The 24,319-nt window shown below is 27.6% G+C and carries 26 protein-coding genes; 20 read left to right on the top strand and 6 right to left on the bottom strand.

Features of this window, described 5'->3' with window-relative positions; all coding sequences use genetic code 11:
• Positions 1-410 precede the first annotated feature (410 nt).
• From dltD to VJI93_RS01775, 14 genes are all read left to right on the top strand, one after another.
• The gene (dltD, locus tag VJI93_RS01710; RefSeq protein ID WP_323998759.1) at positions 411-1,565 is read left to right on the top strand and encodes a D-alanyl-lipoteichoic acid biosynthesis protein DltD; all 1,155 of its coding nucleotides are present in this window, start codon (positions 411-413) and stop codon (positions 1,563-1,565) included.
• A 104-nt stretch (positions 1,566-1,669) separates the two neighbouring features.
• Complete coding sequence (locus VJI93_RS01715; RefSeq protein ID WP_323998758.1) at positions 1,670-2,188, top strand: adenine phosphoribosyltransferase; 519 nt, start codon at positions 1,670-1,672, stop codon at positions 2,186-2,188.
• The gene (locus tag VJI93_RS01720) at positions 2,188-2,427 is read left to right on the top strand and encodes an RNA-binding S4 domain-containing protein (RefSeq protein WP_323998757.1); all 240 of its coding nucleotides are present in this window, start codon (positions 2,188-2,190) and stop codon (positions 2,425-2,427) included. Before VJI93_RS01715 ends, VJI93_RS01720 begins: the two co-directional genes overlap by 1 nt.
• A gap of 60 nt (positions 2,428-2,487) precedes the next feature.
• The gene (locus tag VJI93_RS01725) at positions 2,488-2,775 is read left to right on the top strand and encodes an FtsB family cell division protein (protein WP_323998756.1); all 288 of its coding nucleotides are present in this window, start codon (positions 2,488-2,490) and stop codon (positions 2,773-2,775) included.
• Positions 2,776-2,827: 52 nt separating this feature from the next.
• The gene (gene tilS / locus VJI93_RS01730; RefSeq protein WP_323998755.1) at positions 2,828-4,201 is read left to right on the top strand and encodes a tRNA lysidine(34) synthetase TilS; all 1,374 of its coding nucleotides are present in this window, start codon (positions 2,828-2,830) and stop codon (positions 4,199-4,201) included.
• On the top strand, positions 4,189-4,749 hold the full coding sequence (gene hpt / locus VJI93_RS01735; protein ID WP_323998754.1) for a hypoxanthine phosphoribosyltransferase: 561 nt from the start codon (positions 4,189-4,191) through the stop codon (positions 4,747-4,749). Before tilS ends, hpt begins: the two co-directional genes overlap by 13 nt.
• A gap of 18 nt (positions 4,750-4,767) precedes the next feature.
• Positions 4,768-6,726, top strand: a complete 1,959-nt coding sequence (gene ftsH, locus VJI93_RS01740; RefSeq protein WP_323998753.1) for an ATP-dependent zinc metalloprotease FtsH — start codon at positions 4,768-4,770, stop codon at positions 6,724-6,726.
• Positions 6,727-6,770: 44 nt separating this feature from the next.
• On the top strand, positions 6,771-7,247 hold the full coding sequence (locus VJI93_RS01745) for a DUF5673 domain-containing protein (protein WP_323998752.1): 477 nt from the start codon (positions 6,771-6,773) through the stop codon (positions 7,245-7,247).
• Positions 7,247-8,122, top strand: a complete 876-nt coding sequence (locus VJI93_RS01750) for a DNA-3-methyladenine glycosylase family protein (protein ID WP_323998751.1) — start codon at positions 7,247-7,249, stop codon at positions 8,120-8,122. The genes VJI93_RS01745 and VJI93_RS01750 overlap by 1 nt, the downstream gene beginning before the upstream one ends.
• A gap of 184 nt (positions 8,123-8,306) precedes the next feature.
• On the top strand, positions 8,307-8,849 hold the full coding sequence (locus tag VJI93_RS01755; RefSeq protein ID WP_004833108.1) for a helix-turn-helix domain-containing protein: 543 nt from the start codon (positions 8,307-8,309) through the stop codon (positions 8,847-8,849).
• A 9-nt stretch (positions 8,850-8,858) separates the two neighbouring features.
• Entirely contained in the window at positions 8,859-9,908 is a 1,050-nt protein-coding gene (gene potA / locus VJI93_RS01760) for a spermidine/putrescine ABC transporter ATP-binding protein (protein WP_323998750.1), read from the top strand.
• The gene (locus VJI93_RS01765; RefSeq protein ID WP_323998749.1) at positions 9,909-10,736 is read left to right on the top strand and encodes an ABC transporter permease; all 828 of its coding nucleotides are present in this window, start codon (positions 9,909-9,911) and stop codon (positions 10,734-10,736) included.
• The gene (locus VJI93_RS01770) at positions 10,726-11,502 is read left to right on the top strand and encodes an ABC transporter permease (protein WP_323998748.1); all 777 of its coding nucleotides are present in this window, start codon (positions 10,726-10,728) and stop codon (positions 11,500-11,502) included. Before VJI93_RS01765 ends, VJI93_RS01770 begins: the two co-directional genes overlap by 11 nt.
• On the top strand, positions 11,495-12,529 hold the full coding sequence (locus VJI93_RS01775) for an ABC transporter substrate-binding protein (protein WP_323998747.1): 1,035 nt from the start codon (positions 11,495-11,497) through the stop codon (positions 12,527-12,529). The genes VJI93_RS01770 and VJI93_RS01775 overlap by 8 nt, the downstream gene beginning before the upstream one ends.
• A 45-nt stretch (positions 12,530-12,574) precedes the next feature.
• Here VJI93_RS01775 and VJI93_RS01780 read toward each other — a convergent pair whose 3' ends face one another.
• Positions 12,575-13,600, bottom strand: a complete 1,026-nt coding sequence (locus VJI93_RS01780; RefSeq protein ID WP_323998746.1) for a M42 family metallopeptidase — start codon at positions 13,598-13,600, stop codon at positions 12,575-12,577.
• Between the two features lie 372 nt (positions 13,601-13,972).
• On the opposite strand from VJI93_RS01780, the gene VJI93_RS01785 reads away from it, so the two are divergent.
• The 4 genes from VJI93_RS01785 (at position 13,973) to VJI93_RS01800 (ending at position 15,767) form a co-directional block, all read left to right on the top strand.
• Complete coding sequence (locus tag VJI93_RS01785; RefSeq protein WP_323998744.1) at positions 13,973-14,131, top strand: hypothetical protein; 159 nt, start codon at positions 13,973-13,975, stop codon at positions 14,129-14,131.
• A gap of 112 nt (positions 14,132-14,243) precedes the next feature.
• Positions 14,244-14,708, top strand: coding sequence for a hypothetical protein (locus tag VJI93_RS01790; RefSeq protein ID WP_323998742.1), 465 nt, complete (start codon positions 14,244-14,246; stop codon positions 14,706-14,708).
• Complete coding sequence (locus VJI93_RS01795; RefSeq protein ID WP_324009201.1) at positions 14,651-14,806, top strand: hypothetical protein; 156 nt, start codon at positions 14,651-14,653, stop codon at positions 14,804-14,806. The genes VJI93_RS01790 and VJI93_RS01795 overlap by 58 nt, the downstream gene beginning before the upstream one ends.
• A 10-nt stretch (positions 14,807-14,816) precedes the next feature.
• Positions 14,817-15,767 carry a hypothetical protein gene (locus tag VJI93_RS01800; RefSeq protein WP_323998741.1) on the top strand — a complete coding sequence of 317 codons (951 nt, stop codon included), beginning with the start codon at positions 14,817-14,819 and terminating at the stop codon, positions 15,765-15,767.
• A 367-nt stretch (positions 15,768-16,134) separates the two neighbouring features.
• Here the strand turns inward: VJI93_RS01800 and VJI93_RS01805 are convergent, their stop codons facing one another.
• The 3 genes from VJI93_RS01805 to VJI93_RS01815 form a co-directional block, all read right to left on the bottom strand.
• Positions 16,135-17,634, bottom strand: coding sequence for a C69 family dipeptidase (locus VJI93_RS01805; RefSeq protein WP_323998738.1), 1,500 nt, complete (start codon positions 17,632-17,634; stop codon positions 16,135-16,137).
• Between the two features lie 149 nt (positions 17,635-17,783).
• Positions 17,784-18,641, bottom strand: coding sequence for a pyridoxal 5'-phosphate synthase lyase subunit PdxS (gene pdxS / locus VJI93_RS01810; protein WP_323998737.1), 858 nt, complete (start codon positions 18,639-18,641; stop codon positions 17,784-17,786).
• 97 nt (positions 18,642-18,738) lie between these two features.
• On the bottom strand, positions 18,739-19,368 hold the full coding sequence (locus tag VJI93_RS01815; RefSeq protein WP_323998736.1) for a thiamine diphosphokinase: 630 nt from the start codon (positions 19,366-19,368) through the stop codon (positions 18,739-18,741).
• A gap of 134 nt (positions 19,369-19,502) precedes the next feature.
• Here VJI93_RS01815 and VJI93_RS01820 point away from each other — a divergent pair, with 134 nt between their 5' ends.
• Positions 19,503-21,257: a 1-deoxy-D-xylulose-5-phosphate synthase gene (locus VJI93_RS01820; protein ID WP_323998734.1), complete on the top strand. Its 1,755-nt coding sequence runs from the start codon at positions 19,503-19,505 to the stop codon at positions 21,255-21,257.
• Positions 21,258-21,276: 19 nt separating this feature from the next.
• Positions 21,277-21,750: a flavodoxin gene (locus tag VJI93_RS01825; protein WP_004833119.1), complete on the top strand. Its 474-nt coding sequence runs from the start codon at positions 21,277-21,279 to the stop codon at positions 21,748-21,750.
• A 150-nt stretch (positions 21,751-21,900) separates the two neighbouring features.
• Here the strand turns inward: VJI93_RS01825 and VJI93_RS01830 are convergent, their stop codons facing one another.
• Both VJI93_RS01830 and VJI93_RS01835 read right to left on the bottom strand, forming a co-directional pair.
• Positions 21,901-23,589, bottom strand: coding sequence for a hypothetical protein (locus tag VJI93_RS01830; RefSeq protein WP_323998730.1), 1,689 nt, complete (start codon positions 23,587-23,589; stop codon positions 21,901-21,903).
• Positions 23,582-24,307: an ABC transporter ATP-binding protein gene (locus tag VJI93_RS01835; RefSeq protein ID WP_323998729.1), complete on the bottom strand. Its 726-nt coding sequence runs from the start codon at positions 24,305-24,307 to the stop codon at positions 23,582-23,584. The genes VJI93_RS01830 and VJI93_RS01835 overlap by 8 nt, the downstream gene beginning before the upstream one ends.
• Positions 24,308-24,319: the final 12 nt, after the last annotated feature.

A 24,319-nucleotide genomic window follows, 5' to 3' on the forward strand; every position in this document is an offset into this window, starting at 1 on the left:
CGTTTAAAATTTGTATAATATACAAAAATCTATAACTTTTAATGAGGGAATTATAGCATATGCAGAAAAAAATTTCAATTCTTCGTTACTAAGATTTCACAATAGTATATAACTATACAACATATAAAATAATAGATAAATTTTTTTGAATTTTCTTGATTTTATGGTATAATAGTATTCGCTAAATATAGATGTCTTAAAATTTTAAAAAAATTTTTACATTATTTTTGAAATTAGTAATATGATAATTTTAGTTTAATTTAAAGTTTATATTGTAGAATTACTTGGAGTAATTTATGAAGTTTTTAAATTAAAATAAGTTTATTAAGGATTTTTAAAAGTCTATAATTTTAGCATATTGTACGATTTTTATATCGTAAAAATTTATACATCAAATTTTAGGAGCGTTTATGAAAAGGTTAAAAGCATTAGCAGTAGCAATTATTTTATCTTCAATTATTTCTTTTACATTTTTAAATTTTTATACAAAAAAAGAGCAACAAGCTTTTGATGAATTATCTGTCAAGAATAATTCAATAAGATATAGTGATTCTCCTTCTAAGTATAAATCACATGATGCTATAGTGAAAAATATAGGAAAGGGAACTATCTTACTTCTAGGTTCTTCTGAGTTAATTGTAACAAATGATTGGAAAGAGCATCCAAAACAATTGTTAGATTATTCAGATAAAAATATAATGCAGATAGGAGAAGGATATTATCAATCTCTAATTCAAGCTATAACTTTGGGTTCAATAGGGGAAAAATCCCAGGTGAAAACTGTTAATTTAATATTATCAATGCAATGGTTTGAAAAGAAGGGAATTTTGCCTGAAGCATTTCAATCCAGATTTTCAATAGATCATTTATACAATTTGTATAAGAGTGAAAAAATATCTCAAGAAACTAAAGAAAAAATTTATGATAGAATTTTACAACTTTCTAAGCGCAATCCTATTGTTAAAAGGATGGTTGAAAGTTTAAAACGAGACAATCCTATAGATAGAACAATGAATAATGTAAATTATGAAAAATACAAATTGATTGCAAATAGTAAATTTCTAAGTTCATATCATAGGGATGATAGTGTAAATGATAAAAAAGCACCTGAAAAATTTGATTGGGAACAATTAAAGAAAGAAGCAATAGAAACTGCAAAAGCAGAAACAAATGAAAATAAATTTTTTATAGAAAATAAATATTTTGATAAGAATTTCAAGAAAAATTTGGATAAGTTAAAAGATTCTGCAAAGGATACAAAGTATAGAAGTAAAGAAGAATATGGAGATTTACAATTATTTTTAGATGTTGCCAAAGATTTAGGAATAAAAGTTAATTTGGTTTTAGTTCCATTACAAGGACAATGGGCTGATTATACCGGAGTTCCAAAATCAGAGATAGAATATTTTTACAAAAAAATCAGAGATATTTCAGCGAAAAATAATGTGAATTTGATTGATTATAGTAAATATTCTTATACTCCATATTTCTTTAAAGATGCTACACATTTAGGAAGACTAGGGCTTCTACAATTACAAGAAGATTTATTAAAATATAATGACTAATTATTAGAAAAAAGTATTTTAAATTCAATTAATTGTCCTAAATCATTGCAAAAAAAGTTAAAATGTTATATAATGAGTAGCCAGCAAAATTTTAGGAGGAAATTATGGATTTAAAATCAAAGATAAGAGTTATTGATGGATTTCCTAAAGAAGGAATCAGTTTTAAAGATATAACTACTTTAATTAGTGATGCAGAAGCTTTTAATGAAGCTGTTAATATTATGAAAAGAAATTTAGAAAATAGAAATATAGATTATATTGTTGGGCCTGAAGCGAGAGGGTTTGTTTTTGGTTCTGCCGTTGCCTATGCCTTAAATATAGGTTTTATTCCAGTTAGAAAACCGGGAAAATTACCTGGAAAAACTGTATCTTTTGAATATGCATTAGAATATGGAACAGATGTACTTGAAATCTGTAAAGATGTGTTAAAGCCAGGAGATCGAGTTGCAATAGTAGATGATTTGCTTGCCACAGGTGGAACTATTAATGCTTGTGCAAAATTAATCGAATCACAAGGGGCGGAAGTTGTATCAATGCAATTTTTAATGGAATTGACAGACCTAAAAGGTAGAGAAAAAAATAAAGAATATCAGATAGATGCTGTTATGGAGTATAATATTTAATGAGAATTGATAAATTTTTAAAAAATTCAAGACTTATAAAGAGAAGAACAGTAGCTAAAGAAGCTTGTGAAAAAGAAAGAGTTTTTAGAAATGGAAAAGCTATGAAACCTTCTGATGAGGTAAAAGTTGGAGATATTATAGAGTTAAAGTTCGGAAATTCTGAAGTTAAAATTAAAGTTTTAGATATTACTGACAGTCAAAAGAAAGAAGATGCACAAAAAATGTATGAAAATCTCTAAAAGTATTGAAAATTTATATTTTTTGTTATATAATCTATAGTAGATAGGGGTGATGACTTGATGAAAAAGAAAAATAAAAGTCGAATCAGGGTTTACAGTTTAGTATTTTTTGCTCTTTGCATTGTTTTTGGAAAGACTTTTATTTATCAAGTCAAGGAAAAAAACAGATTAAATAACAAGATTCAAACTTTAAAAGATAGAAAAGATAAGTTGGATTCTGAAATCACAGAAGCAAAAGACAATCTTCAAAAAGTTGATACTGAAGAATTTATTAAAAAAGTAGCTAGAGAAAAACTTAAAATGGTTGAAAAAGACGAGATAGTAGTAAAGTATAAGGATAACGATTAGTTTAATTTAGTAAAGAAAGGGGACCGAGTTTTTACTCGGTTTTTTAATTTTTATGAAAGATGAATTTTTAAAAAATTTAGAAGACTATAATCTTGAAAATTCTAGAATTTTACTTGCCATATCAGGTGGTAAAGATTCTATGACTATGCTAGATTTGTTTAATTGTTTTAAAGATGAATTAAAATTAGATTTAGTTGCTTGCCATTTTAATCATTCTTTAAGAGAAGATGCTGACAGAGATGAAAAATTTGTAAAATCTCAATGTGAAAAATATGGATTAAAATTTTATTCCAAAAAAGAAGATGTTCTCCTTTATTCAAATGAAAATAAATTATCTACTGAAGAGGGAGCAAGATTTTTAAGATATAAATTTTTTGATGAAATTAAAAGAGCTGAAAATATTGAATATATTGCAACTGCTCATAATAAGAATGATTTAGCAGAAACTGTTATTATGAGAATTTTAAGAGGAACCGGTATTAACGGACTGGTAGGGATACAATCTGAAAGAGGAGATTTAATTAGACCAATTTTAAATTTTTCAAGAGATGAAATAGAAAAATATATTGAATATAATAATATACCTTTTGTTGAAGATGAAACTAATTTTGAGGATTTGTATCTAAGAAATAAAATTAGATTAAATTTATTTCCAATATTAAAAAATGAATATAATCCTAAAATTTTAGACGCTCTTTCTAGATTGTCTAATATTGCTTTTGATTATAGTAGCATTTCAAGAGAATATATTGCTTCAAAAGAAGGATTATTATGGGAATTTAATAAGGGAAAAATACTGGTTTATATTGAAAAATTAAAACTTCAATCTAGGTCTTTTAGAAATATTATGTATAGAGAATTCTTTGAATTTTTTAGTAAGAATCCAGATGGAATAAATTATAAAATAATTGAAGAAATTGATAATTTGATTTTTTCAAAAACGGGTAAATATATAGAAATTAAAAATGTAATTTTTAAAATTGAATATGATAAACTTCTCATTTATGATAAAAATATTTTTGAAAATTTAGAGTCGAATTTTTATTTTGAAAATTTAGATTTTTCTTTGTATTCTACAAAATTTTTTGATATAATTATAGAGCAGTCATGTTTTGAAGAATTTAAAAAATTAAAACATAATAAGAACTTGCTTTTTATAAATAAAAGATATCTTGATTTTATAAAAATCAGAAAAAGAAAAAATGGAGATTTTTTAGAATTTGATTTTGGGAAAAAGAAGTTGAAAGATATCTTTATTGATGAAAAAATCAGTAAAGATATTCGAGAAAACATACCTATTTTTGAAATTAAAAATAATATTGTTTGGGTTCCTAATATTAGAAGATCTAACAGATATTTAGTTGAAGGAAATGAGGATATTATAAAAATTAAAGTTTTATCAAAGGAGATTTTATGGAGAGATTAGATAATGTCGTTAAGTTGGATATGAAAGAATTGTTATTTGATGAAAAAACTATAAAAAGTAGAGTTGAAGAACTTGGAAAAGAAATAACTAAACATTATGAAGATGATGAATCTGAACTTGTTGTGGTTGGAATTTTAAGAGGATCTACTTTGTTTTTTGCGGATTTGATTAGATATATAAATTTACCAATTTCCATAGACTTTATGGCAATTTCATCTTATGGTAATACATCTGAAAGTGGAGTTGTAAAAATCATAAAAGATTTAGAGGCAGATGTTACTGGAAAAAATATTTTGATAGTTGAAGATATTATTGATACAGGGAAGACTTTAAAATATCTATTAAATTATTTTAGAGAAAGGGGAGCTAAAACTGTTAAAATTTCTAGCATGTTGGATAAGCCTGAAAGACGACTTGTTGAAATTTCAGGAGATTTTGTAGGGTTTGCAGTTCCAAATGATTTTATTGTTGGTTATGGTTTAGATTATAATCAATCATATAGAAATCTACCATATATAATTTCACTAAAAGAAGAAGTTTATAAATAAAATAATAGGAGGAAAAACGTGAATAAAAAAAGTAAAGCGTATCTTATATATTTGATACCAATTATATTTTTAACTGTGTATTTTTTTGTAATAAAAACTTCAACTCCTGTAGTTAAAGAATATACAGTTACAGAGATTGTATCAAAAATAAAAAATGATGAAGTTTCAGAGATAACAACTCAAGGTGCCTATATTACCGGGAAATTAAATGATAAGGATAAAACTGAATTTAAAACTTACTTACCACAAGAATTTAGATTTCAATTTTATGAAAATTATTTAAAATCAAAGGTAGAGAATAATACTTTGAAATATAATGGTAAAGCTGAACCTACAAAGCCTTTTTATATTGAAATTTTACCAACTCTATTACTTTTGGTAGGACTTGGAGTCGTTTGGTTCGTATTTATGAAACAAGCTCAAGGTGGCGGAAAAGTAATGAACTTTGGAAAGAGCAAGGCAAAACTTCATAAGGACAAGAAAAATGATGTTACTTTTGCTGAAGTTGCTGGTCTTGAGGAAGAAAAAGAAGAATTACAAGAAATTGTAGATTTCTTGAAATCTCCAAAAAAATATAGTGATATAGGTGCAAGAATTCCAAAAGGTGTTTTGATGGTTGGTCCTCCGGGAACTGGGAAAACATATCTTTCAAGGGCTGTAGCAGGAGAAGCAAAAGTTCCATTTTTCAGCATAAGTGGTTCTGACTTTGTTGAAATGTTTGTCGGTGTAGGAGCTTCAAGAGTTAGAGATTTATTTGAAGAAGCTAAAAAGAATGCTCCTTGTATAATATTTATCGATGAAATAGATGCTGTTGGTAGAAGAAGAGGTGCAGGACTTGGTGGTGGACATGATGAAAGAGAACAAACATTAAACCAATTACTTGTTGAAATGGACGGTTTTGGTGTAAATGAAGGAATCATTGTTATGGCTGCAACAAATAGACCTGATATACTTGACCCAGCTATTTTAAGACCAGGTAGATTTGATAGACAAATCTATGTTGGAATTCCAAATGTAAAAGAGAGAGAAGCAATTCTTATGGTTCACACTAGAAATAAAAGATTAGATCCAGATGTAGACCTTAAAGCTATTGCAAAACATACAACAGGATTTACTCCTGCAGATCTTGAAAACTTATGTAATGAAGCTGCTCTTTTATCTGCAAGACAAAACTTAAAGAGTATTCCTATGAGAATCTTTGAAGAAGCTGCAATAAAAGTTGTTGCAGGACCTGAAAAGAAATCAGCTGTTGTAACTGATAGAGATAGAAAGATTACAGCTTACCATGAAGCGGGACATGCTATTGTCTCAAGATTTGTACCATTATCAGATCCAGTTCAGATGATTACTATTGTACCAAGAGGAAGAGCTGGTGGATTTACTGCTTATTCTCAAGATGAAGATAGTCAATATATGACTGTGAATGCTATGAAGTCAAGACTTGCAACGATGCTTGGTGGACGTTCAGCTGAACTTATAATTTTTGAAGATTTTACAACTGGGGCGTCCAGTGATATTGAAAGAGCTACAAAAATTGCAAGAAGTATGGTTACAACTTATGGTATGAGTAGTAAAATTGGACCAATAAATTATGATATGGGAGAAGAAGAAACTTTCTTAGGAAGAGACTTTGGTAAAGGCAGATCTTATTCTGAAGATGTTGCCAGACTTATCGACGGAGAAGTTAAAGACCTTCTTGATCAAGCTTATGAAACTGCTCAAAATATTCTAAGAGAAAATATAGAATTTTTACACATAATTGCAAAAAAACTTTTAGAAGAAGAAACTATAAGTGGAAAAGATTTTGAAGATATGTATAAAAAATACATGGGAATTGAAGAAGAAAAAGATGGAGTTTCTGAAAAAACAGTTTTTGAGGATAGTAATGTTATTGCTGAAGAACAAAATACTGCTGAAGAAGTAAATAACTCAGAAGAAACTATTGAATTAGGAAAAACTGAAACAGAAGATAATTAAAATTAAGTAGAAGCTTGCTTCTACTTAATTTATATGGAGGATTTATGGGAAGCAACGATATTTTATTGATAGTATTTGGTATAATCTTAATATTTGTAATTAAGAAAATAGTAGCAATGTTTCAAACTAGAAAGAAATTAACAGGAAAAGTTTATACCATTGGCCTTAGAGGAAGAAAGGTGTTATTTGGACTATCTATAGCATTGGTGGGATTTGGAATTGTATATGCTGTAAATGTTCAAGATATCTTTAGTGTAGTATATGTATTGATTGGTATTACATATTCTATAGTTTCTCTAGATAGATTATATATTGGAGAAAATGGATTTTGTTTTGATGGAAAGATTGCAGAATTTAAAAAAATAAAAAAATGGGGTGCTTTAAATGATAAATTTTTTGAAGTGTTAGTTTCCGGAGAATTAAAAGATGAAGTCTTAACAATTCCTCTTACTAAAGAAAATTCTGAAAAACTATCTGCAATTATTAAACAACATAAATCAAAAACAAAGGCGAAAAAATAATGAAACTATATGAAAAAGATAATTTAGTAATTTTAGAAGAAGTTGAGAATTTTGATGTAAGAGCAATATTCACTTGTGGACAGGCTTTTAGATGGTATGAAGAAAGTGATGGAAGTTTTACAACAGTACATTTAGGAAGAGTTTTAAATGTTTTAAATGAAAACGGCAGGGTTATATTCAAAGGAACTAATTTGGAAGAATTTAATGAAATTTGGATGGATTATTTTGATTTGAATACAGACTATAAAGAGATAATAAAAGAACTGTCAAACAATGAAATTTTAGCAAATGCAATAGAATATGGGAAAGGTATCAGGATATTAAATCAAAATCATTTTGAAATGTTAATAAGTTTTATAATTTCAGCTAATAATATGATTCCTAGAATAAAAAAATCTATTGAAGTAATTTCTACGAGATATGGAAAGCTTATCTGTGAAGATAAAAATAGAAAATATTATTCCTTTCCAACTATAGAAGAATTAAGTAAGGCTACTGTAGAAGAATTAAGAGAATTTGCAAAAGTAGGTTTTAGAGATAAAAGAATTTTTGATACAGTAAATATGATTTTAAACGAAAAAATTGACTTAGATAATTTTGAAAATTTAGAAACTGATATTTTAAGAGAAGAACTATTAAAATTTTCAGGTGTTGGAAATAAGGTTGCAGATTGTATAATGTTATTTTCATACAAAAGAGGAGAAGTTTTTCCGGTTGACGTTTGGATTAAAAGAGTGATGGAGGAATTTTTTATTAAAGAAGAAACTCCTGTGAAAAAAATTGCAAAAGAAGCAGATAAAATATTTGGAAAATATGCAGGCTATGCACAACAATATCTTTTCTACTACGGAAGAGAAGAAAAAATAGGAAAGTAGAAATATGTACCGATTTGATCGGTACTTTTTTGTATTCTTTTGTTTAATATTTTAAAATTTTAATAAAAAATTTTAAATTTTTAGTAAAAAAGTATTGAATAAAGATTTATTTGTGATATAATATTTATTGTTTAATATAGAGATATTTATAGTTTAATATATTGTTATATTGGGAGAAAGAAAATTGGATATTGGAGAAAAAATTAAAAATTTAAGGACCATTTTGGGACTTACACAAGAAGAACTTGCAGAGAGGGCAGAGCTTACTAAAGGCTTTATTTCTCAGCTAGAAAGAGGACTTACTTCACCATCTATTAGTTCTTTAGAAGATGTTTTAGAAGCACTTGGAACTAATATTTCAGATTTTTTTAAAGAAGAAAAGGAAGAAAAATTTGTTTTTCAAAAATTTGATGCTTATGAAACTATTTTTGAAAATGGAAATAGTAAATTAGAGTGGATTGTTCCAAATGCACAAAAAAATTCAATGGAACCGATAATAATAACTTTGAATGAACAAAAAAGTTTTTCAAGGACTTATGAACCTTTTGAGGGAGAAGAATTCGGTTATGTTTTAAAGGGTAAGGTTGAACTTCATCTTGGAACAAAGGTATTTGTTTTAAAAGAGGGTGAATGTTTTTATACGAGTGGTCAATTTGAAAGAAGTATAATAAATTTGTCTAAAAAAGAATCTAAGGTTTTGTGGATTACTAATCCACCAAGTTTTTAGGAGGAATATATGGGAAATCACGCAGTCGAATTAGTTAATATAAATAAAAGATTTGGAGATAATATTGTTCTTGACGATATAAATTTATATATTAGAGATAAGGAGTTTTTAACTCTTTTAGGTCCATCAGGTTGTGGAAAGACAACTACGTTAAGACTTATTGGAGGTTTTGAAACTCCTACTAGTGGAAAAATTTTATTTGAAGGAAAAGACATTTCAAATGTTCCTCCTTATGAAAGAAATATAAATACGGTCTTTCAAAAATATGCTCTTTTTCCAAATATGAATGTTTATGAAAATATTGCTTTCGGTCTTAGAATTAAGAAGATACAAGAAAGCATAATAAATGAAAAAGTTAAAGAAATGTTAAGACTTGTAAACTTGAAAGGATATGAAAAAAGATCTATTCTATCTTTAAGTGGGGGTCAACAACAAAGAATTGCAATTGCAAGAGCTTTGGTAAATGAACCAAAAGTTTTACTTTTAGATGAGCCACTTGGTGCTTTGGATTTACAACTTAGGAAAGATATGCAAGTTGAACTGAAAAATATTCAAAAGAGAGTTGGGATTACATTCGTTTATGTAACTCATGACCAGGAAGAAGCTCTTACAATGAGCGATACTATTGTTGTTATGAATGACGGTAAAATTCAACAAGTTGGAACTCCAATTGATATTTACAATGAACCTAAAAATGCCTTTATAGCTTCTTTCATTGGAGAAAGTAATATTTTAGACGGAGTTATGAATGAAGATTTTGTCGTAAGTTTTTCAAGCAGAAGTTTCAAATGTGTTGATAAAGGCTTTTCTCCAAATGAAGAAATTGATGTAGTAATTCGTCCGGAAGACTTGGAGCTTGTTGATGAAGAAAATGGAATGTTGGTAGGAATTGTGAAGTCTGAAATTTTTAAAGGGGTTCATTATGAACTGCTTGTTAAGGTTGGAGAAGTTGAATATATGGTGCATTCTACAATTACAAAACCTATAGGTTCAAAAGTTGGACTTAGAGTTACGCCTGATAATATTCACATTATGAAAAAAGGAGCTAAAGAAATATAGATGAAATTTAAGAGGTTTGCATATCCATACGTTGTATGGTTAGTAATTTTTATTGTTGTTCCTCTGATTTTCATAGCAAAATATTCTGTTGACTATGGAGGAGAAAATTTTCTTTTTTCATTGGAACATTACAAAAGATTTTTTAATCCGACTTATATTAAAGTCTTATTAAGATCTTTAAGAATGGCGGTTTTATCTACAGTATTATGCCTTATAATTGGTTATCCTTTTTCATATTTTATTTCAAAGTTTAAAGTTAAAACTAGAAATATGATGATTTTGTTGGTTGTAATTCCGATGTGGATGAACTTTTTACTTAGGACTTATTCTTGGATTAGTATTTTGAGTAAAAATGGACTTTTAAATTCGATTTTAAATTTTTTTGGATTATCAACTGTAAATTTAATGTATTCTAATGTATCAATTTTAATAGGGATGGTATATAATTTTTTACCTTTTATGATTTTACCTATTTATACAACTTTGATTAAAATAGATAAGGAATATATTGAAGCATCTCACGATTTAGGTGCTAATAGAGTTAAGACTTTTACTAAATTAGTATTTCCTATGAGTTTACCAGGAGTTATTACGGGAATAACAATGGTATTTATCCCCGCAATTTCAACTTTCGAAATATCTGCTCTTTTAGGTGGAAATAAAGAAAATTTAATAGGGAATATAATTGAACAACAATTTAGAGTAACAGGAAATTGGAATTTTGGCTCTGCAATGAGTATGGTACTTTTAGTTATGATTTTGGTTTCACTTTTCATTATGAATAAGTTTGATCCAGAGTATTCAAAAGAGGTGGAAAATGGAAAATAAGTTAAAAAAATTATATATTTCACTTGTATTCATATTTATATATGCACCTATTTTTGTACTTATACTTTATTCATTCAATGATTCAAAACTTCGTGGGTCTTTTACAGGAATTACTTTTAAATGGTATGTTGAATTATTTAATGATAGAGAGGTCTTGAGAGCTCTATATTATACAATACTGATTGCTGTTCTAACTACGGTAATTGCAACTTTTATAGGTACCGTTGCAGCTATCGGGATATATTATATGAAAAAAAGTGAAAAGTTTGTAGTTTTAAATTTGAATTACATTCCAGTTTTAAATCCGGATATAGTAATAGCTATTTCACTTATGGTATTATATAAAGTTTTTAATATCGATTATGGATTTTTAACTTTGCTTGCTTCACATATTGTACTTGCAACGCCTTATGTAATACTTTCTGTTTATCCAAAGATGAAACATATGAATAAATTTTTACCTGAAGCAGCAATGGATTTAGGAGCAACACCTTTTTATGCACTAAGAAAAGTAATTCTTCCTGAAATTAAACAGGGAGTTTTTGCTGGGGCATTGCTTGCATTTACCCTTTCGTTAGACGATTTTGTTATAGCATATTTTAACAGTGGAAATGGTGTTGTAAATTTGAGTACACAAATTTACTCTATGGCAAGAAAAGGGATAAATCCATCAATAAATGCTCTTTCAACATTGATGTTTATTGCAATGCTTGCTCTTTTACTAATTATAAATAAGAAAAGTGAGGATGGTATTTTGTATGACTAAAAAGAATATATTTTTAAAAATATTTTTTTCGCTTTGTGTGATATTTTTGTTTTCTTCTTGTAACAAAAGAGAGGGAAATGTTGTAAATATGTATAATTGGGGAGAGTATATAGATAAAGAAGTCTTGGATGAATTCACAAGAGAAACTGGAATTAAAGTAAATTATGAAACCTTTGTTACAAACGAAGATATGTACTTGAAGATAAAACAAGGGGGAAGTAATTACGATATAGTAGTCCCTTCAGACTATATGATTGAAAAGATGATTAAGGAAGATATGCTTGAACCAATTGATAAAAATAAGCTTTCAAATTATAAGAACATAGATTCAAAATTTTTAAATAAGAGCTATGACCCTGAGTCAAAATATTCAATTCCTTTGTACTGGGGAACATTGGGTATTTTATATAATAAAAATTTAGTTGATGGAGAGATTACTTCTTGGGCTGATTTATGGAATGAAAAGCATAAAGATAAAATTATTATGTTGGATAGTTCAAGAGACAGTTTAGCAGCAGCACTTTTAAAAAATGGATTTTCTATGAATTCGAGAAATAAAGAAGAATTAGAAATTGCTAAAAAAGATTTAATAAAGCAAAAAAAATCAATACTTGCATATCTTGTAGATGAAACAAAAGATAATATGTTAGCTGAAAATGCTGCGATTGCAGTGATGTATTCTGGAGATGCGACTGAACTTTTAAATGCAGACAAAAAATTTAAGTATGTAAAACCCAAAGAGGGAACAAATCTTTGGTTTGATTCAATGGTAATTTTAAAAAATTCAAAGAATAAAGAAAATGCACATAAATTGATAAATTTCTTAATCAAAAAAGAAATTTTAACAAAAAATATGGATTATACATGTTATGCAGTTCCGAATCAAGAAGTGATTAATAAAAATAAATTAGTAAAATCTGTAACAGAAATTGACGATAAATATTTTAAAAAAATGGAAGTATTCAAAGATCCATCAGATTTTATAAAAGAATATGATAATATCTGGACAGATGTAAAAGCTGATTAAAAAAAGGCATAGATTTTCAAAATCTATGCCTTTTCAAATTAAAATTTATTTATCTAATAAATATTCCAACATTAATTTATATGTATTTTCGATACCTAAGATATGAGTTCTTTCATAGCTGTGGCTAGCATCAACCCCTGGACCGATTAATGCACAACGAATATCATTTCCTGCTCTAAGTGCAGCAGTTGCATCTGATCCATAATGTGGATAAATATCAATTCTGTAATTAATTTTCTTTTCTTCAGCAATTTTTCTCAATTTATTTCTCATTCCTAAATCATAAGGCGTTGAAGAATCCATTGCACAAATTGTTACAGCTCTTTCGTCGGATTCTTGCCCAACTCCAGGAGCTGCCATATCTACAGCAAAAAATTCAACAGTATTTTCAGGAATAAAACTAGAACCATGACCAATTTCTTCGTAATTACTTATAAAGAAATTAATTGTATTTTTAGGTTTGATTTTATTATCAACTAAATATTTAGCAAGTCCCATCATAGCTGCTATACAAGCCTTATCATCCAAATGTCTTGATTTAATAAAACCTGATTCATAAATTCTGCATCTTGCATCTAAATAGATGAAATCTCCAACAGAAATGCCAAGTTTTTTAACATCTTCAGCATTTTCAACAACTTCATCAATTCTTACTTCCATATTTTTTATAGAACGTTGAGCAGTAGTTGTAGTATCATAAACATGAACTGAAGCTTCATTATATAGAACCGTTCCCGGAATTAACTTTCCGTTAAAAGTTTTAATAAATACATTTTCAGTTTCAACACTTGTTGGAGAAAAACCACCAACTAAACTAAAAGCTAAACGTCCATTTGCTTTTATTTCTTTTACCATTAAACCTAATGTATCAACATGACCTGAAAAAGTAATTGCTTCTTTTTCTTTGCCTTTTATTGTAGCTATTAGAGCATTCTTATTAGTTCTTTTTGTAGGAATATTCAATTCCTTAAACTTTTTTTCCATAAAACTAATCGCATTTTCAGTATCTCCAGTAGGACTGTAGATATTTAATAACTCTTCAAGTAAATTTGTAACATAATTTTTATCCATAACAACCTCCAAATTTATTTTATATGTTTATTATACACGATATTAAAAAGATTGTAAATTGTTAAATGTACAAATTGTAATAATAAGTTATTCACTAAAAATTTCAAAAAGTGTTTTATAATCTTTAAAATTTTTTCATTAATAAATTTGATAAATTATTACATTAATCACAGTAAGACAATATTAAAGTTAAATTTATTGACAAGTAATGAAATAAGATGTATCATTTAACTAGAAGGTAAATTTTTTATATTACTTGTATTATAAAATCTATAAAAATATCAAAAGTGTACGTTATAACAGGAGGTATTTATGAAAGAAAGAAAAAATTATTTTAAAATTAAATAATTAATATCCGCTTTATGTATTTTTATGCTACTTTTTAACTTTACAGTTTCAAGTATTGTAAATGCAGAAAATAGAGCTAATAACAATATTGTTGCATATAATGATAACAGTAACAACAATAATAGTGAAAAATTTGATATTACTGAAAATACGATTACAATAAATGGAGTTAGTATAACATGAAGAAGAAGTAATAAATGCAAGAAAAACTTTAAAATTAGTAAAGAAAAATGTAATACCGAAAATAAATGTCAAGATTAAGCTACTTAGTGATAGTGGAGAATATGGTGGAATATTGACTTTTGATGTGAATTCAGCATCAGCATTGAAATCAATAGGAGTAGGTGTTGTAGGAGCTTTTGGCATAATAGGCTATAGATTAGGACTTGTTGAACATGCTTATGAATTTTGGAGATGTAGTATAGATGGTTATAAATTAAATATCTTCTTTACTCCTGAGGGTATGTTGGTAAATAATTATTCAATCAGTTATTCTTGGTTTACAAAAGCATTAATGGAAAATGTTGATAAAAAAGAAGAACCAAAAACTGAAGCTGAAGAGGAAGATTACTTAGGTGAAGTATTAGAAGGGGCTAAAAAATTAAAAGATAAAAAAGGAAAATCAAAGCAATGGGAAAAAGATGGAGGCTATGAAAAGGCATTAGAAGATTTTAATAGTTTGAAATTAGAAGGTTCAGAGATATGTCTGACTCTGAAGGAGAAAAGAAAACTGGAGTACTGCCTGATGGAAGAAAAGTAACTGTTAGAAAGTTTGCAAAACAAGGAAAGTCTACATTGGAAATTATAACAGAAGTAGGCAAAAAGATAACAAAGAGAATAAAGATTAGGTATAAATAAGGATATGATTATGAATGATTTTCAATTAAAAGAAAAAATAAAACATTCTCTTAGACTTGGGATGGGTATATGGGAAAAATGGAATCCTAGAAATCATTACTATTTATATAATGATTTTTTTGGAGATTATGAGGAAGATTCAAGATTTGAATTAAATGATAAGGGATTAAAATTTTGTTTAGTGAATGATCAAAGAGGATATAAAATAACATTAACATTTAATTTAAAAAATCTTTTCAAAATCATAGGAACAGACGAAACATATAGATGTGGATCCTTTTGTACAGGAATTGAAACTATTGGAGAAAAATTTGAAAGAACCAAGATATTTAAAGTAGAATATTCATATTTTCAAAACTACTATTACGAAAATTTTAAAGATGAGCTAAAGGATAAGATTTTAAATTATTTTATAACTGGTTGTAGTAATTATATTTTTGAGGCTTTTTGTGTTGAAGAACCAAAGATTAGTTTTGAAAAAATTGAGGTAAAAGAAAATGAAGAGATAGAACTTAAAGAAGATAATAAATATGGTTATTTTGACGATGATGAAGATGAAGAATATATAGGAGAACCATATGATTTTGACGAAATAATATTGCCATTTGATAATTATAAATTAGAGAGTTTTAATCTTGAACGTGATTATTATGTATTTATACTTTATAGTAAAAATGCTAATAAAAGATATAAAATTACTTTTTATTATAATAATGTACATTCTATTATGATTAATAGAAGAAAATATTTCAAAGGAAAAGATGTTGAATGTGAAATGGTTAACGATGGTATTAGAATTTTTTATGAGATAGAAGATTCGGAATTTTTTGAATGGTACAAACAAGAACCTTTATGGGACTTTGGCACTGATGATTTAAGGCATATAAGATTTAATGGTTGTGATGATTTTGTAATAGATTTTATTTTTGAGTGTTGTGAAATAGGTGTAATGGAGATTTAGTTAAGGGATGTTTCGACATCTCTTTTTATTTTATAAAATTAGATTTTTTTATAAATTTAAGTAGGATTGTTGAATTTATGCTTGTTATTATAAATATATGAAATTAAATGAAGTTTAAATTATATATTTATAATATTTTTTTGTTATTAGAAAATTTTTTTAATTAGGTTTAATATTGTTCATAAAAAATTCCATAGGTAAAATTCTAGTATAGCTGTTTTTTCACTTTTTGTTTATACTCAAAATTCTCACTAAAATTCACAAAAAAAGGATGCCTCTTTAAAAAACAGAGACATCCATTGTTTAATTAATAACATACATTTATTAGGCAGATGTCAAAATACGACTACCTTTAAATTTTAATTTTTTAAGCATCAGATCTTGAAAAACCATTTTTCATTTCACAGCTTGCTGTGTAAAGAACTTTACTTAATAAATCAATTGTTTGTTTCTTTAGTTCTGTTGCAATTTCTTCGTTTGCTTTTTCGCAAAATTCAACAACTTTTCCTTTAGCTACTTTTTTACCTAGGAATTTATTGTCGTATTTATTTATTATTTCAGTACATTTTGATTGAATAGCTAATTGGTAACGTTCAATATGTGAACTACAAGATGCAAAATGAGCATCTGCCAAAGCTGCTACTAAACGATTTGTCCAATAAAAATCTTCTGTTGTAGGTACTCCTGTAGTATTTGCAAGATATTCAGGTGTCTTATCTATATTTACATAGAAAGGAATCATTGCATTAAATACATTTGAACCAAGAGCAAGCCATTCAATGCTTCTAATTGCTTCAGGCATATCAGGTCTTATTTGAACTAGTCCTAAGAAGTTATTTCTATTAATTCCAATTGGTCTGAATTTTCCTTTTTCATCTGCAAATTTTCCATAAGGGTCATAAGGAGTTCCTTGGAAATGATTAGAAAGTGCATATTTAATATCTTCAACAGTTATTTTTTTGTCTGGAGTCCTGCACCATGGAATATCATCTGATTCAGGAACATAATCTGCTTCTATTCCATCCCAATAATTTGTAAGTGGATTGAAATATCTTTGTAATACCCAAGCACGAGGAGTATTATAAGTATGATCTGCGTCAGAATGGCTACCAAAAGCTTCTCTAGGATTTAAACTTCCATCAATAGAAAGATCTAAATGGTATCTATTTATAAATTCTTTTAAATCTGCAGAGCACATATATTCTTTTTGTTTTCCAAAAGCATCGTCTAAATCAAAATAATCAAGACCAAGTTGGTTTGGCATAATTACGTAACAATCATCTGGAACACGTCTTGCAATCCAATGATGACCTCCGATAGTTTCTAACCACCAAATTTCATTTACATCTTGAAAAGCTATACCGTTCATTTCATAAGTGCCGTATTTTTCTAAAATTTCTCCAAGTCTAATTACACCTTCACGAGCGGATTTGATATATGGTAAAACTAAAGTAACCATATCTTCTTCACCAATTCCACCAACTTTTTCAGGAACATAATTCTTATCTCCTTTTTTTCCAACGGCAGGAACAAAATTTACAAGAGGATCAGCACCTAAAACTCTTTCGTTAGAAGTTAAAGTTTCAGTTGCGGACATGGAAATATTTAATTCATTAACACCACAAGCGCCCCAAATTCCTTCACTATCAACTGCATTAGGCATACAAGTATAACGCATAGGATTAGTAGGTAAATCAATTTCAACATGAGATAAAACTGATTTATATTTTACTGGTTGATCTTTTGGATGAACAACTATAAATTTTTTTTCTAAAAATCTACCTGATGGAGAGTCCTCGTTACGCGCAACCATTGTTGATCCATCATAAGTAGCATTTTTTCCGACTAAAATTGTAGTACAAGCCATAATAAAATCTCCTTTCAAAATATATCTTTTTGCATAAATTGTGTAACATTTTCATTTATGCTACAAATATATTATACTCTGAAAAAAATAAAAAGTAAATATATTTAATAATAAATATCAAAAATAATAAAAAATAAATTTAATAATTTTTAAATTCCTCTTTCAGCCATAATTATTTCAATTTCATTTTCATTAATTCCTACCATAGCTTCTCCAAGATTTTCAGAAACTTTAGCAATAACTTTAGGGTCATTATAATGTTTAACAGCTTCAACTATTGCCTTAGCTCTTTGTTCAGGATTTCCTGATTTAAAAATTCCTGAGCCTACAAAAACACCTTCTGCTCCTAATTGTCTCATAAGGGCTGCATCTGCTGGAGTCGCAACTCCACCTGCTGAAAAATTAACAACAGGAAGTTTTCCATTTTCGCGAACATATTTTAATAGTTCATAAGGAACTTTAAATTCTTTTGCTTTTTCAAATAATTCATCTTCTGCCATCGCAGTTACTTGACGAATTTCACCTTGAATTTTTCTCATATGTGATACAGCTTGAACAACATCTCCTGTACCTGCTTCTCCTTTTGTACGAATCATTCTTGCGCCTTCTTGAATACGCCTTAGAGCTTCTCCTAAATCTCTTGCACCACATACAAAAGGCGTATCGAATTTTGTTTTATCTACATGATGAATATTATCTGCAGGGGATAGCACTTCACTTTCATCAATATAATCTATTCCAATTTCTTGCAAAATTTGAGCTTCAACAAAATGTCCAATTCTACATTTTGCCATAACTGGAATTGAAACAGCTTTCATTATACTTTTAATCATTGCAGGGTCGCTCATTCTTGAAACTCCACCGGCTACACGAATATCAGCAGGGATTCTTTCTAAAGCCATAACTGCTACGGCTCCTGCTTTTTCAGCTATCTTTGCTTGTTCGGGTGTGGTAACATCCATTATAACTCCCCCTATAAAATTTTGTGTTAAATCTTTCTTTTTCATAATAATTTTTTCTCCTTAAATAAATTTTACATAAACAGTATAATATATTTTTGATACTAGAGAAAGAACCAAAATTGATATAAAAAATGGTATCAGATTAAGATTTAATAACACACAAAATTTTCCCTTCTTCAAAGGTTATTTTTGCAAAATCTGATTCTATAATATTACTTATGCAAAGAGAGTCGCCTTTTTTAAGAGTAATATTTTCTACATTATATTCAAAACCTGACAATGTTAATTTTTTTATTTCTTCTGAAAATGGAATAAAGGAAATTTTTGTATTTGATAGATTGTTAAATTCAAAATTTTTTTCTATTTTAAATAGCGTTTCATTTTCTTTTAAGAAATATAAATTATCATATTTAAACATTAAATTAATATTTGTAAGTTCATGAGCTATATCTCCTCCAAATGCTCCAATACAATATATTTTATCGTAAGTTTTATCTTTAACGTAATTTAAAATTAATTCAGAATCTGTAAAATTTTTATCTTCAGGGAATTTTTTTATAATTACATTTTTTTTCTCATAAAAATTTAAAATATCTTTATTAATTGAATCTAAATCTCCCCAAATTTCATTTGGAATTAAATTTAATTCATAGCAAAGATTGGCTCCTCCGTCTGCACAGAATATATCACCTATATTTTGCATAAAGAAATTTTTAAAATATTCTACATTTCCTAAAAGTTTTCCATTAAAAAATATATAAGCAAATTTCATATTTTTTCTCCTAATTTTTTCTATATTTATATTTTAACACAATTTAAAAATTTTTAAACTATTGAATATTTTGTTTATTAGGGGTATAATTTAATAAATTGAAGTAAAAATTTTACATAAAAGGAGGAGATATTATGTATTTAGAAAAAATCAATTCACCAAAAGATATAAAAAAATTATCTATTGATGAATTAAAAGAGTTAATTGTGGAGCTTAGAGCACATTTGCTAAAAAGACTTAGCGAAAAGGGGGGACATATAGGTCCTAATCTTGGATCATTGGAATTTACAGTTGCACTTCATTATGTTTTTGACTCTCCAAAAGATAAGATTGTTTTTGATGTATCTCATCAAACTTATGTTCACAAAATGTTGACAGGAAGAAAAGATGCATTTATGATTCCCGAAAAATATAGTTCAGTTACGGGATATACTTCTCCTAAAGAAAGTGAACATGATTTCTTTACTATCGGGCATACTTCAACTTCAATAAGTCTTGCATGCGGTCTTGCAAAAGCTAGAAATTTAAAAGGAGATAACGAAAATATTATTGCAGTTATAGGAGATGGTTCTTTAAGTGGAGGAGAAGCTTATGAAGGACTTAATAATATTTTTGAACTTGATAGTAACATGATTGTAGTTATAAATGATAATAATCAATCCATTGCTGAAAATCATGGAGGTATTTACAAGAATCTTTTTGAACTCAGAAAAACAAAAGGAAAAGCTGAAAATAATATTTTTAAAGCCATGGGACTTAATTATATCTATGTTGATGAAGGAAATGATATTGAAGAACTGATTTCAGCATTTAAGTCCGTGAAGAACATTGGCAAACCTATAGTTGTTCATCTTTCGACAAATAAAGGTAACGGATTCAAACCTGCAGAAATAAATAAAGAAGATTTTCATTTTGGAGCACCTTTTGATATTGAAACAGGAGAATTTAAGAGAAATAAAAGTGGACAAAAAGACGAAGATTATAGTTCTATAACTTTAGACTTTTTGATAAATTCAGTTAAAAATGATAAAACTGTTGCTGTTTTGACTGCGGGAACACCTGGAGATTTTGAATTGTCAAAAGAAGTTAGGGAAAAAATGGGCAAACAATATATCGATGTTGGAATTGCAGAGGAACATGCAGTAGCTATGTCTTCAGGACTTGCAAAAAATGGTGCAAAACCTGTTTTTTGTGTATGTAGTTCATTTATCCAAAGGACTTATGACCAACTTTCTCAAGACTTGTGTCTAAATAATAATCCTGCATTGATATTAGTTTATTATGCGTCTGTTTATAGAGCAAATGATGTGACTCATCTTGGAATTTTTGATATACCGATGATTTCAAATATTCCAAACTTGGTTTACCTTGCTCCTACAAATAAAGAAGAACATTTAAAGATGATGGAGTGGGGATTAAATCAAAATGAACATCCTGTTGCAATAAGAGTCCCTGCATTAGATTTAATATCAACAGGAGAAGAAGACAAAACGGATTATTCTATTTTAAATAAATACAAAGTTACAAAAAAGGGAAAAGATGTGGCCATAATTGCTCTTGGTAATTTCTATAAACTTGGAAAAGAAATTGCAGATGAATTGGGAGACATTACTTTGATAAATCCAAGATTCATTACAGGATTGGATGAAGAATTGCTTGAAGAATTAAAAGAAAATCACAAATTGGTAATAACTTTAGAAGATGGAGCTATAGATGGAGGTTTTGGAGAAAAAATTTCAAGATTTTTTGGAACATCCGATTTAAAGGTTAAGAATTATGGGATTAAAAAGAATTTTCCGGATAGAGTTGTTGCAGAAAAATTACTCCTTGAAAATGGAATTTCAAAAGATTTAATCATCAATGATATCAAGGAAATATTGAATAAATAGGAGATAGGAGGTACTGGTTATGAGTAGAAAATTAGTTGCATATTTCAGTGCAAGTGGAGTAACAAAAAAACTTGCAGAAAGAATTTCAAAAATTGCAGGAGCGGATTTACACGAAATTGTACCTAAGGAAATTTACACAGATGAAGATTTAAACTGGATGAATGAAAATAGTCGTAGCAGTATCGAAATGAAAAACAAATCATTTAGACCTGAAATAGCAAACAAGATTAATAATATTGATGACTATGATACTATCTATGTAGGATTTCCTATTTGGTGGTATGTTGCACCTACAATCATAAATACTTTTTTAGAAAGTTATAATTTAACAGGAAAAACTATTATTCCTTTTGCGACTTCAGGAGAAAGTTTAATGGGAAATACTAACGAAGAATTGAAAAATTCCTGTAAGGGTTCAGTTCTAAAAGAAGGAAGAAGATTTGACATTAAAGATAGTGATGAAATAATTAAAAATTGGATTGAAAGTTTATAAAATGTTAGCCGACTTAATTTCAAGTCGGTTTTTTAGTAAAGAAACTTAAGCTTTCGGTAATATTAGATATTTAATGTTTTTTCAATAATACTGTTGTTCTACAATAAAAAGAGATTTCGTTTGAAATCTCTTTTTGAAATAACTAAGGTTCTATAATCTCTTTAATAATTTTTGGTATAATTTATAGTTTATTATATACGAAATTATTCCAATTAAAAGAATAATTAATATATCTACCAATAATACAATTGGTATTCTTATATTATTCTTTTTACCAAAATAGAAAATTGTTCCAAGGAAAACATATATACCATAGTTTATAAGAATAGAAACAAAACTTATTCCTGAACCACTATTTAAAGCTTCTTTTGGAGTTTTCCAATCAAAATTAGGATTAACAAGCCCAAGTATCATATTTAACGATCCACTTGTAAATAAAGTTATAGAAGCACCAAGTATTAATGCTATATAAACTAAAGGATCAAATATATGAACAATAAGTGATAAAAGTATAATTATCATCAAAAATATAAAATATAAAAATTGACAAGCAAATATTCTTGCCAAAATTTGAGTATGGACTTTTATTGGTGCTGAAGCAACAATCCAAAAGGCTTTTCCATCCCTTGAAACAGAACTAGTAGTTAAAGATGTAAAACCTAAAACAATACCTAAGATGGCTCCAGTCGTAAAAGCATAAACCAACAACTCAAATGAAGTTGTTGAGGTAATAACCCAATAAAACGCACTCTCTACCATATCTTTTGCCTTAAAGAAAATAATACCAAAAGCCACAATAAGCATTACATTTTGAACTATTAATTGTAATACATATGTTGGTATTGTTAATATTTCGATAAATTCTCTTTTGAATAATACCATAAATTTACTTTGTTTAGAGTATGCAAGGCCACGGCTTTTTCTTTTTTCTATTACAGAAGAGTCTTCTTGTGATGCAACATTTGAACTTCTTAAAATTTCAAGATAGTTTCTATTAGCCAGAATTCTAAATATTAGTACTATTAAAATCGTAGAAACAACTCCGATTAGAAGACTAATCAAAACTGTTTGATAATCTTTAAAAATAATAATATCTTTAGGCCATACCGCAAAGAAAAATGTCTTTGAAAGTATTTCATTAACATTGCTCATGACAGAAGTTACTTCTGATCCTAATTTAGGAGATGAAAAACTTTGTGTAATTATCATATATAAAGAAAACCCTAGAATCATAAATAGGGTATATATAGCTTTTGCAAATTTATTGAAAAATTTACTTTTTCTAATAAGTTTACCGAATATCAGAACTATAATTCCTGAAAGTACTATTGATTCAATATTGAATAAAATCATAGAAATAGTTATAAAGATGTAATAATCAAATCCTCTACTTAAATTATAACCTAGTGAATAAAGTACTGCTAAAATTATAGTCTGTAATGATATAAAAAACACTATAGTCAATGCATAAATTCTAGCACTAATAATATCTTTTCCAGAAATTGGTAGAGATAACAAGAACTCACTCTCTTCAGTTTTTTCTATAAAAGAAAAAGCAGATGAAAGGGCAATGAATAATGTTACTACAAATATCATTGAAAAAATAGTTGTAAATAGGGGAATAGTGTGAGTATTAAGTATAAAACTGCTAATATTTTTTCCCAACACAGGCGCAACAAATATTATTAGAATAAAAGTTGTTAAAAGCCCAATGATTCCTTGAAATGCTGCTGATTTCTTTCCTTTTTTTGATAGTAAGTTTTGTTTTATTGACAAAATTGCAAAAAAATCAATAGAAACAAAATATTTTGTTAAAATCCAGAGTTTTGAATTATTCATTATCAGTTAACTCCAAGAATATTTTTTCAAGATCTTCATTTGCTTCATTTTGTTCCTTAAGATCTTGTAGATTTCCACAATATGCAATTTTACCTTTGTTAATAATACCAACTTTATCACAAATTTTTTCAGCTACCTCCATAATGTGAGTTGAAAAAATTACAGTTTTTCCACTATCTGCAAATTTCCTTAAAATATTTTTTAAGTTAAAAGAAGTCTTTACATCAAGTCCAACCATCGGTTCATCTAAAATTAGAACTTCAGGATCAATTATTAATGCACCTATTAAAACTAATTTTTGACGCATACCATGTGAATAACTTTCTATGGTGTTATAAATCGCATCTCCTAATTCTAATTCTTTATTATATTCTTCAATTCTTTTTGTTCTAAGATTTTTATCAACACCATAAATATCACAGATAAAGTTTAGATATTTAATTCCGGTCATTTTTGTATAAATATCTGGATTATCTGGAACATAACTTATAATCTTTTTTACTTCCATAGGTTTTTTTAGGGTATCTAATCCATTTACTGTTATAGTTCCTTCTGTTTGCTCTAAAATTCCTACAAGCATTTTTAAACTTGTGCTCTTTCCAGCTCCATTTGGGCCTAAAAAACCAAAAATTTCACCTTCATTAATTGTAAAGTTTACATTGTTAACGGCTTTGATTCCTTTGGAAAAAATTTTTGATACATTTTTAAATTCTATCATGTAAAAAATCTC

It is taken from the genome of Parvimonas sp. M20, assembly GCF_035282425.1.
GTDB lineage: Bacteria > Bacillota > Clostridia > Tissierellales > Peptoniphilaceae > Parvimonas.

What these genes read in the sequence shown, in the direction of transcription:
- pdxS (WP_323998737.1), bottom strand. Translation starts at nt 18,641, where the DNA reads ATGAAAAAGAAAGATTTAACACAAAATTTTATAGGGGGAGTTATAATG.
- VJI93_RS01745 (WP_323998752.1), top strand. Translation starts at nt 6,771, where the DNA reads ATGGGAAGCAACGATATTTTATTGATAGTATTTGGTATAATCTTAATA.
- VJI93_RS01830 (WP_323998730.1), bottom strand. Translation starts at nt 23,589, where the DNA reads ATGAATAATTCAAAACTCTGGATTTTAACAAAATATTTTGTTTCTATT.
- VJI93_RS01775 (WP_323998747.1), top strand. Translation starts at nt 11,495, where the DNA reads ATGACTAAAAAGAATATATTTTTAAAAATATTTTTTTCGCTTTGTGTG.
- VJI93_RS01815 (WP_323998736.1), bottom strand. Translation starts at nt 19,368, where the DNA reads ATGAAATTTGCTTATATATTTTTTAATGGAAAACTTTTAGGAAATGTA.
- hpt (WP_323998754.1), top strand. Translation starts at nt 4,189, where the DNA reads ATGGAGAGATTAGATAATGTCGTTAAGTTGGATATGAAAGAATTGTTA.
- VJI93_RS01715 (WP_323998758.1), top strand. Translation starts at nt 1,670, where the DNA reads ATGGATTTAAAATCAAAGATAAGAGTTATTGATGGATTTCCTAAAGAA.
- VJI93_RS01825 (WP_004833119.1), top strand. Translation starts at nt 21,277, where the DNA reads ATGAGTAGAAAATTAGTTGCATATTTCAGTGCAAGTGGAGTAACAAAA.
- VJI93_RS01765 (WP_323998749.1), top strand. Translation starts at nt 9,909, where the DNA reads ATGAAATTTAAGAGGTTTGCATATCCATACGTTGTATGGTTAGTAATT.
- potA (WP_323998750.1), top strand. Translation starts at nt 8,859, where the DNA reads ATGGGAAATCACGCAGTCGAATTAGTTAATATAAATAAAAGATTTGGA.
- VJI93_RS01820 (WP_323998734.1), top strand. Translation starts at nt 19,503, where the DNA reads ATGTATTTAGAAAAAATCAATTCACCAAAAGATATAAAAAAATTATCT.
- VJI93_RS01780 (WP_323998746.1), bottom strand. Translation starts at nt 13,600, where the DNA reads ATGGATAAAAATTATGTTACAAATTTACTTGAAGAGTTATTAAATATC.
- VJI93_RS01805 (WP_323998738.1), bottom strand. Translation starts at nt 17,634, where the DNA reads ATGGCTTGTACTACAATTTTAGTCGGAAAAAATGCTACTTATGATGGA.
- VJI93_RS01835 (WP_323998729.1), bottom strand. Translation starts at nt 24,307, where the DNA reads ATGATAGAATTTAAAAATGTATCAAAAATTTTTTCCAAAGGAATCAAA.
- VJI93_RS01800 (WP_323998741.1), top strand. Translation starts at nt 14,817, where the DNA reads ATGAATGATTTTCAATTAAAAGAAAAAATAAAACATTCTCTTAGACTT.
- VJI93_RS01720 (WP_323998757.1), top strand. Translation starts at nt 2,188, where the DNA reads ATGAGAATTGATAAATTTTTAAAAAATTCAAGACTTATAAAGAGAAGA.
- VJI93_RS01770 (WP_323998748.1), top strand. Translation starts at nt 10,726, where the DNA reads ATGGAAAATAAGTTAAAAAAATTATATATTTCACTTGTATTCATATTT.
- VJI93_RS01750 (WP_323998751.1), top strand. Translation starts at nt 7,247, where the DNA reads ATGAAACTATATGAAAAAGATAATTTAGTAATTTTAGAAGAAGTTGAG.
- VJI93_RS01795 (WP_324009201.1), top strand. Translation starts at nt 14,651, where the DNA reads ATGTCTGACTCTGAAGGAGAAAAGAAAACTGGAGTACTGCCTGATGGA.
- dltD (WP_323998759.1), top strand. Translation starts at nt 411, where the DNA reads ATGAAAAGGTTAAAAGCATTAGCAGTAGCAATTATTTTATCTTCAATT.
- VJI93_RS01725 (WP_323998756.1), top strand. Translation starts at nt 2,488, where the DNA reads ATGAAAAAGAAAAATAAAAGTCGAATCAGGGTTTACAGTTTAGTATTT.
- tilS (WP_323998755.1), top strand. Translation starts at nt 2,828, where the DNA reads ATGAAAGATGAATTTTTAAAAAATTTAGAAGACTATAATCTTGAAAAT.
- VJI93_RS01785 (WP_323998744.1), top strand. Translation starts at nt 13,973, where the DNA reads ATGCTACTTTTTAACTTTACAGTTTCAAGTATTGTAAATGCAGAAAAT.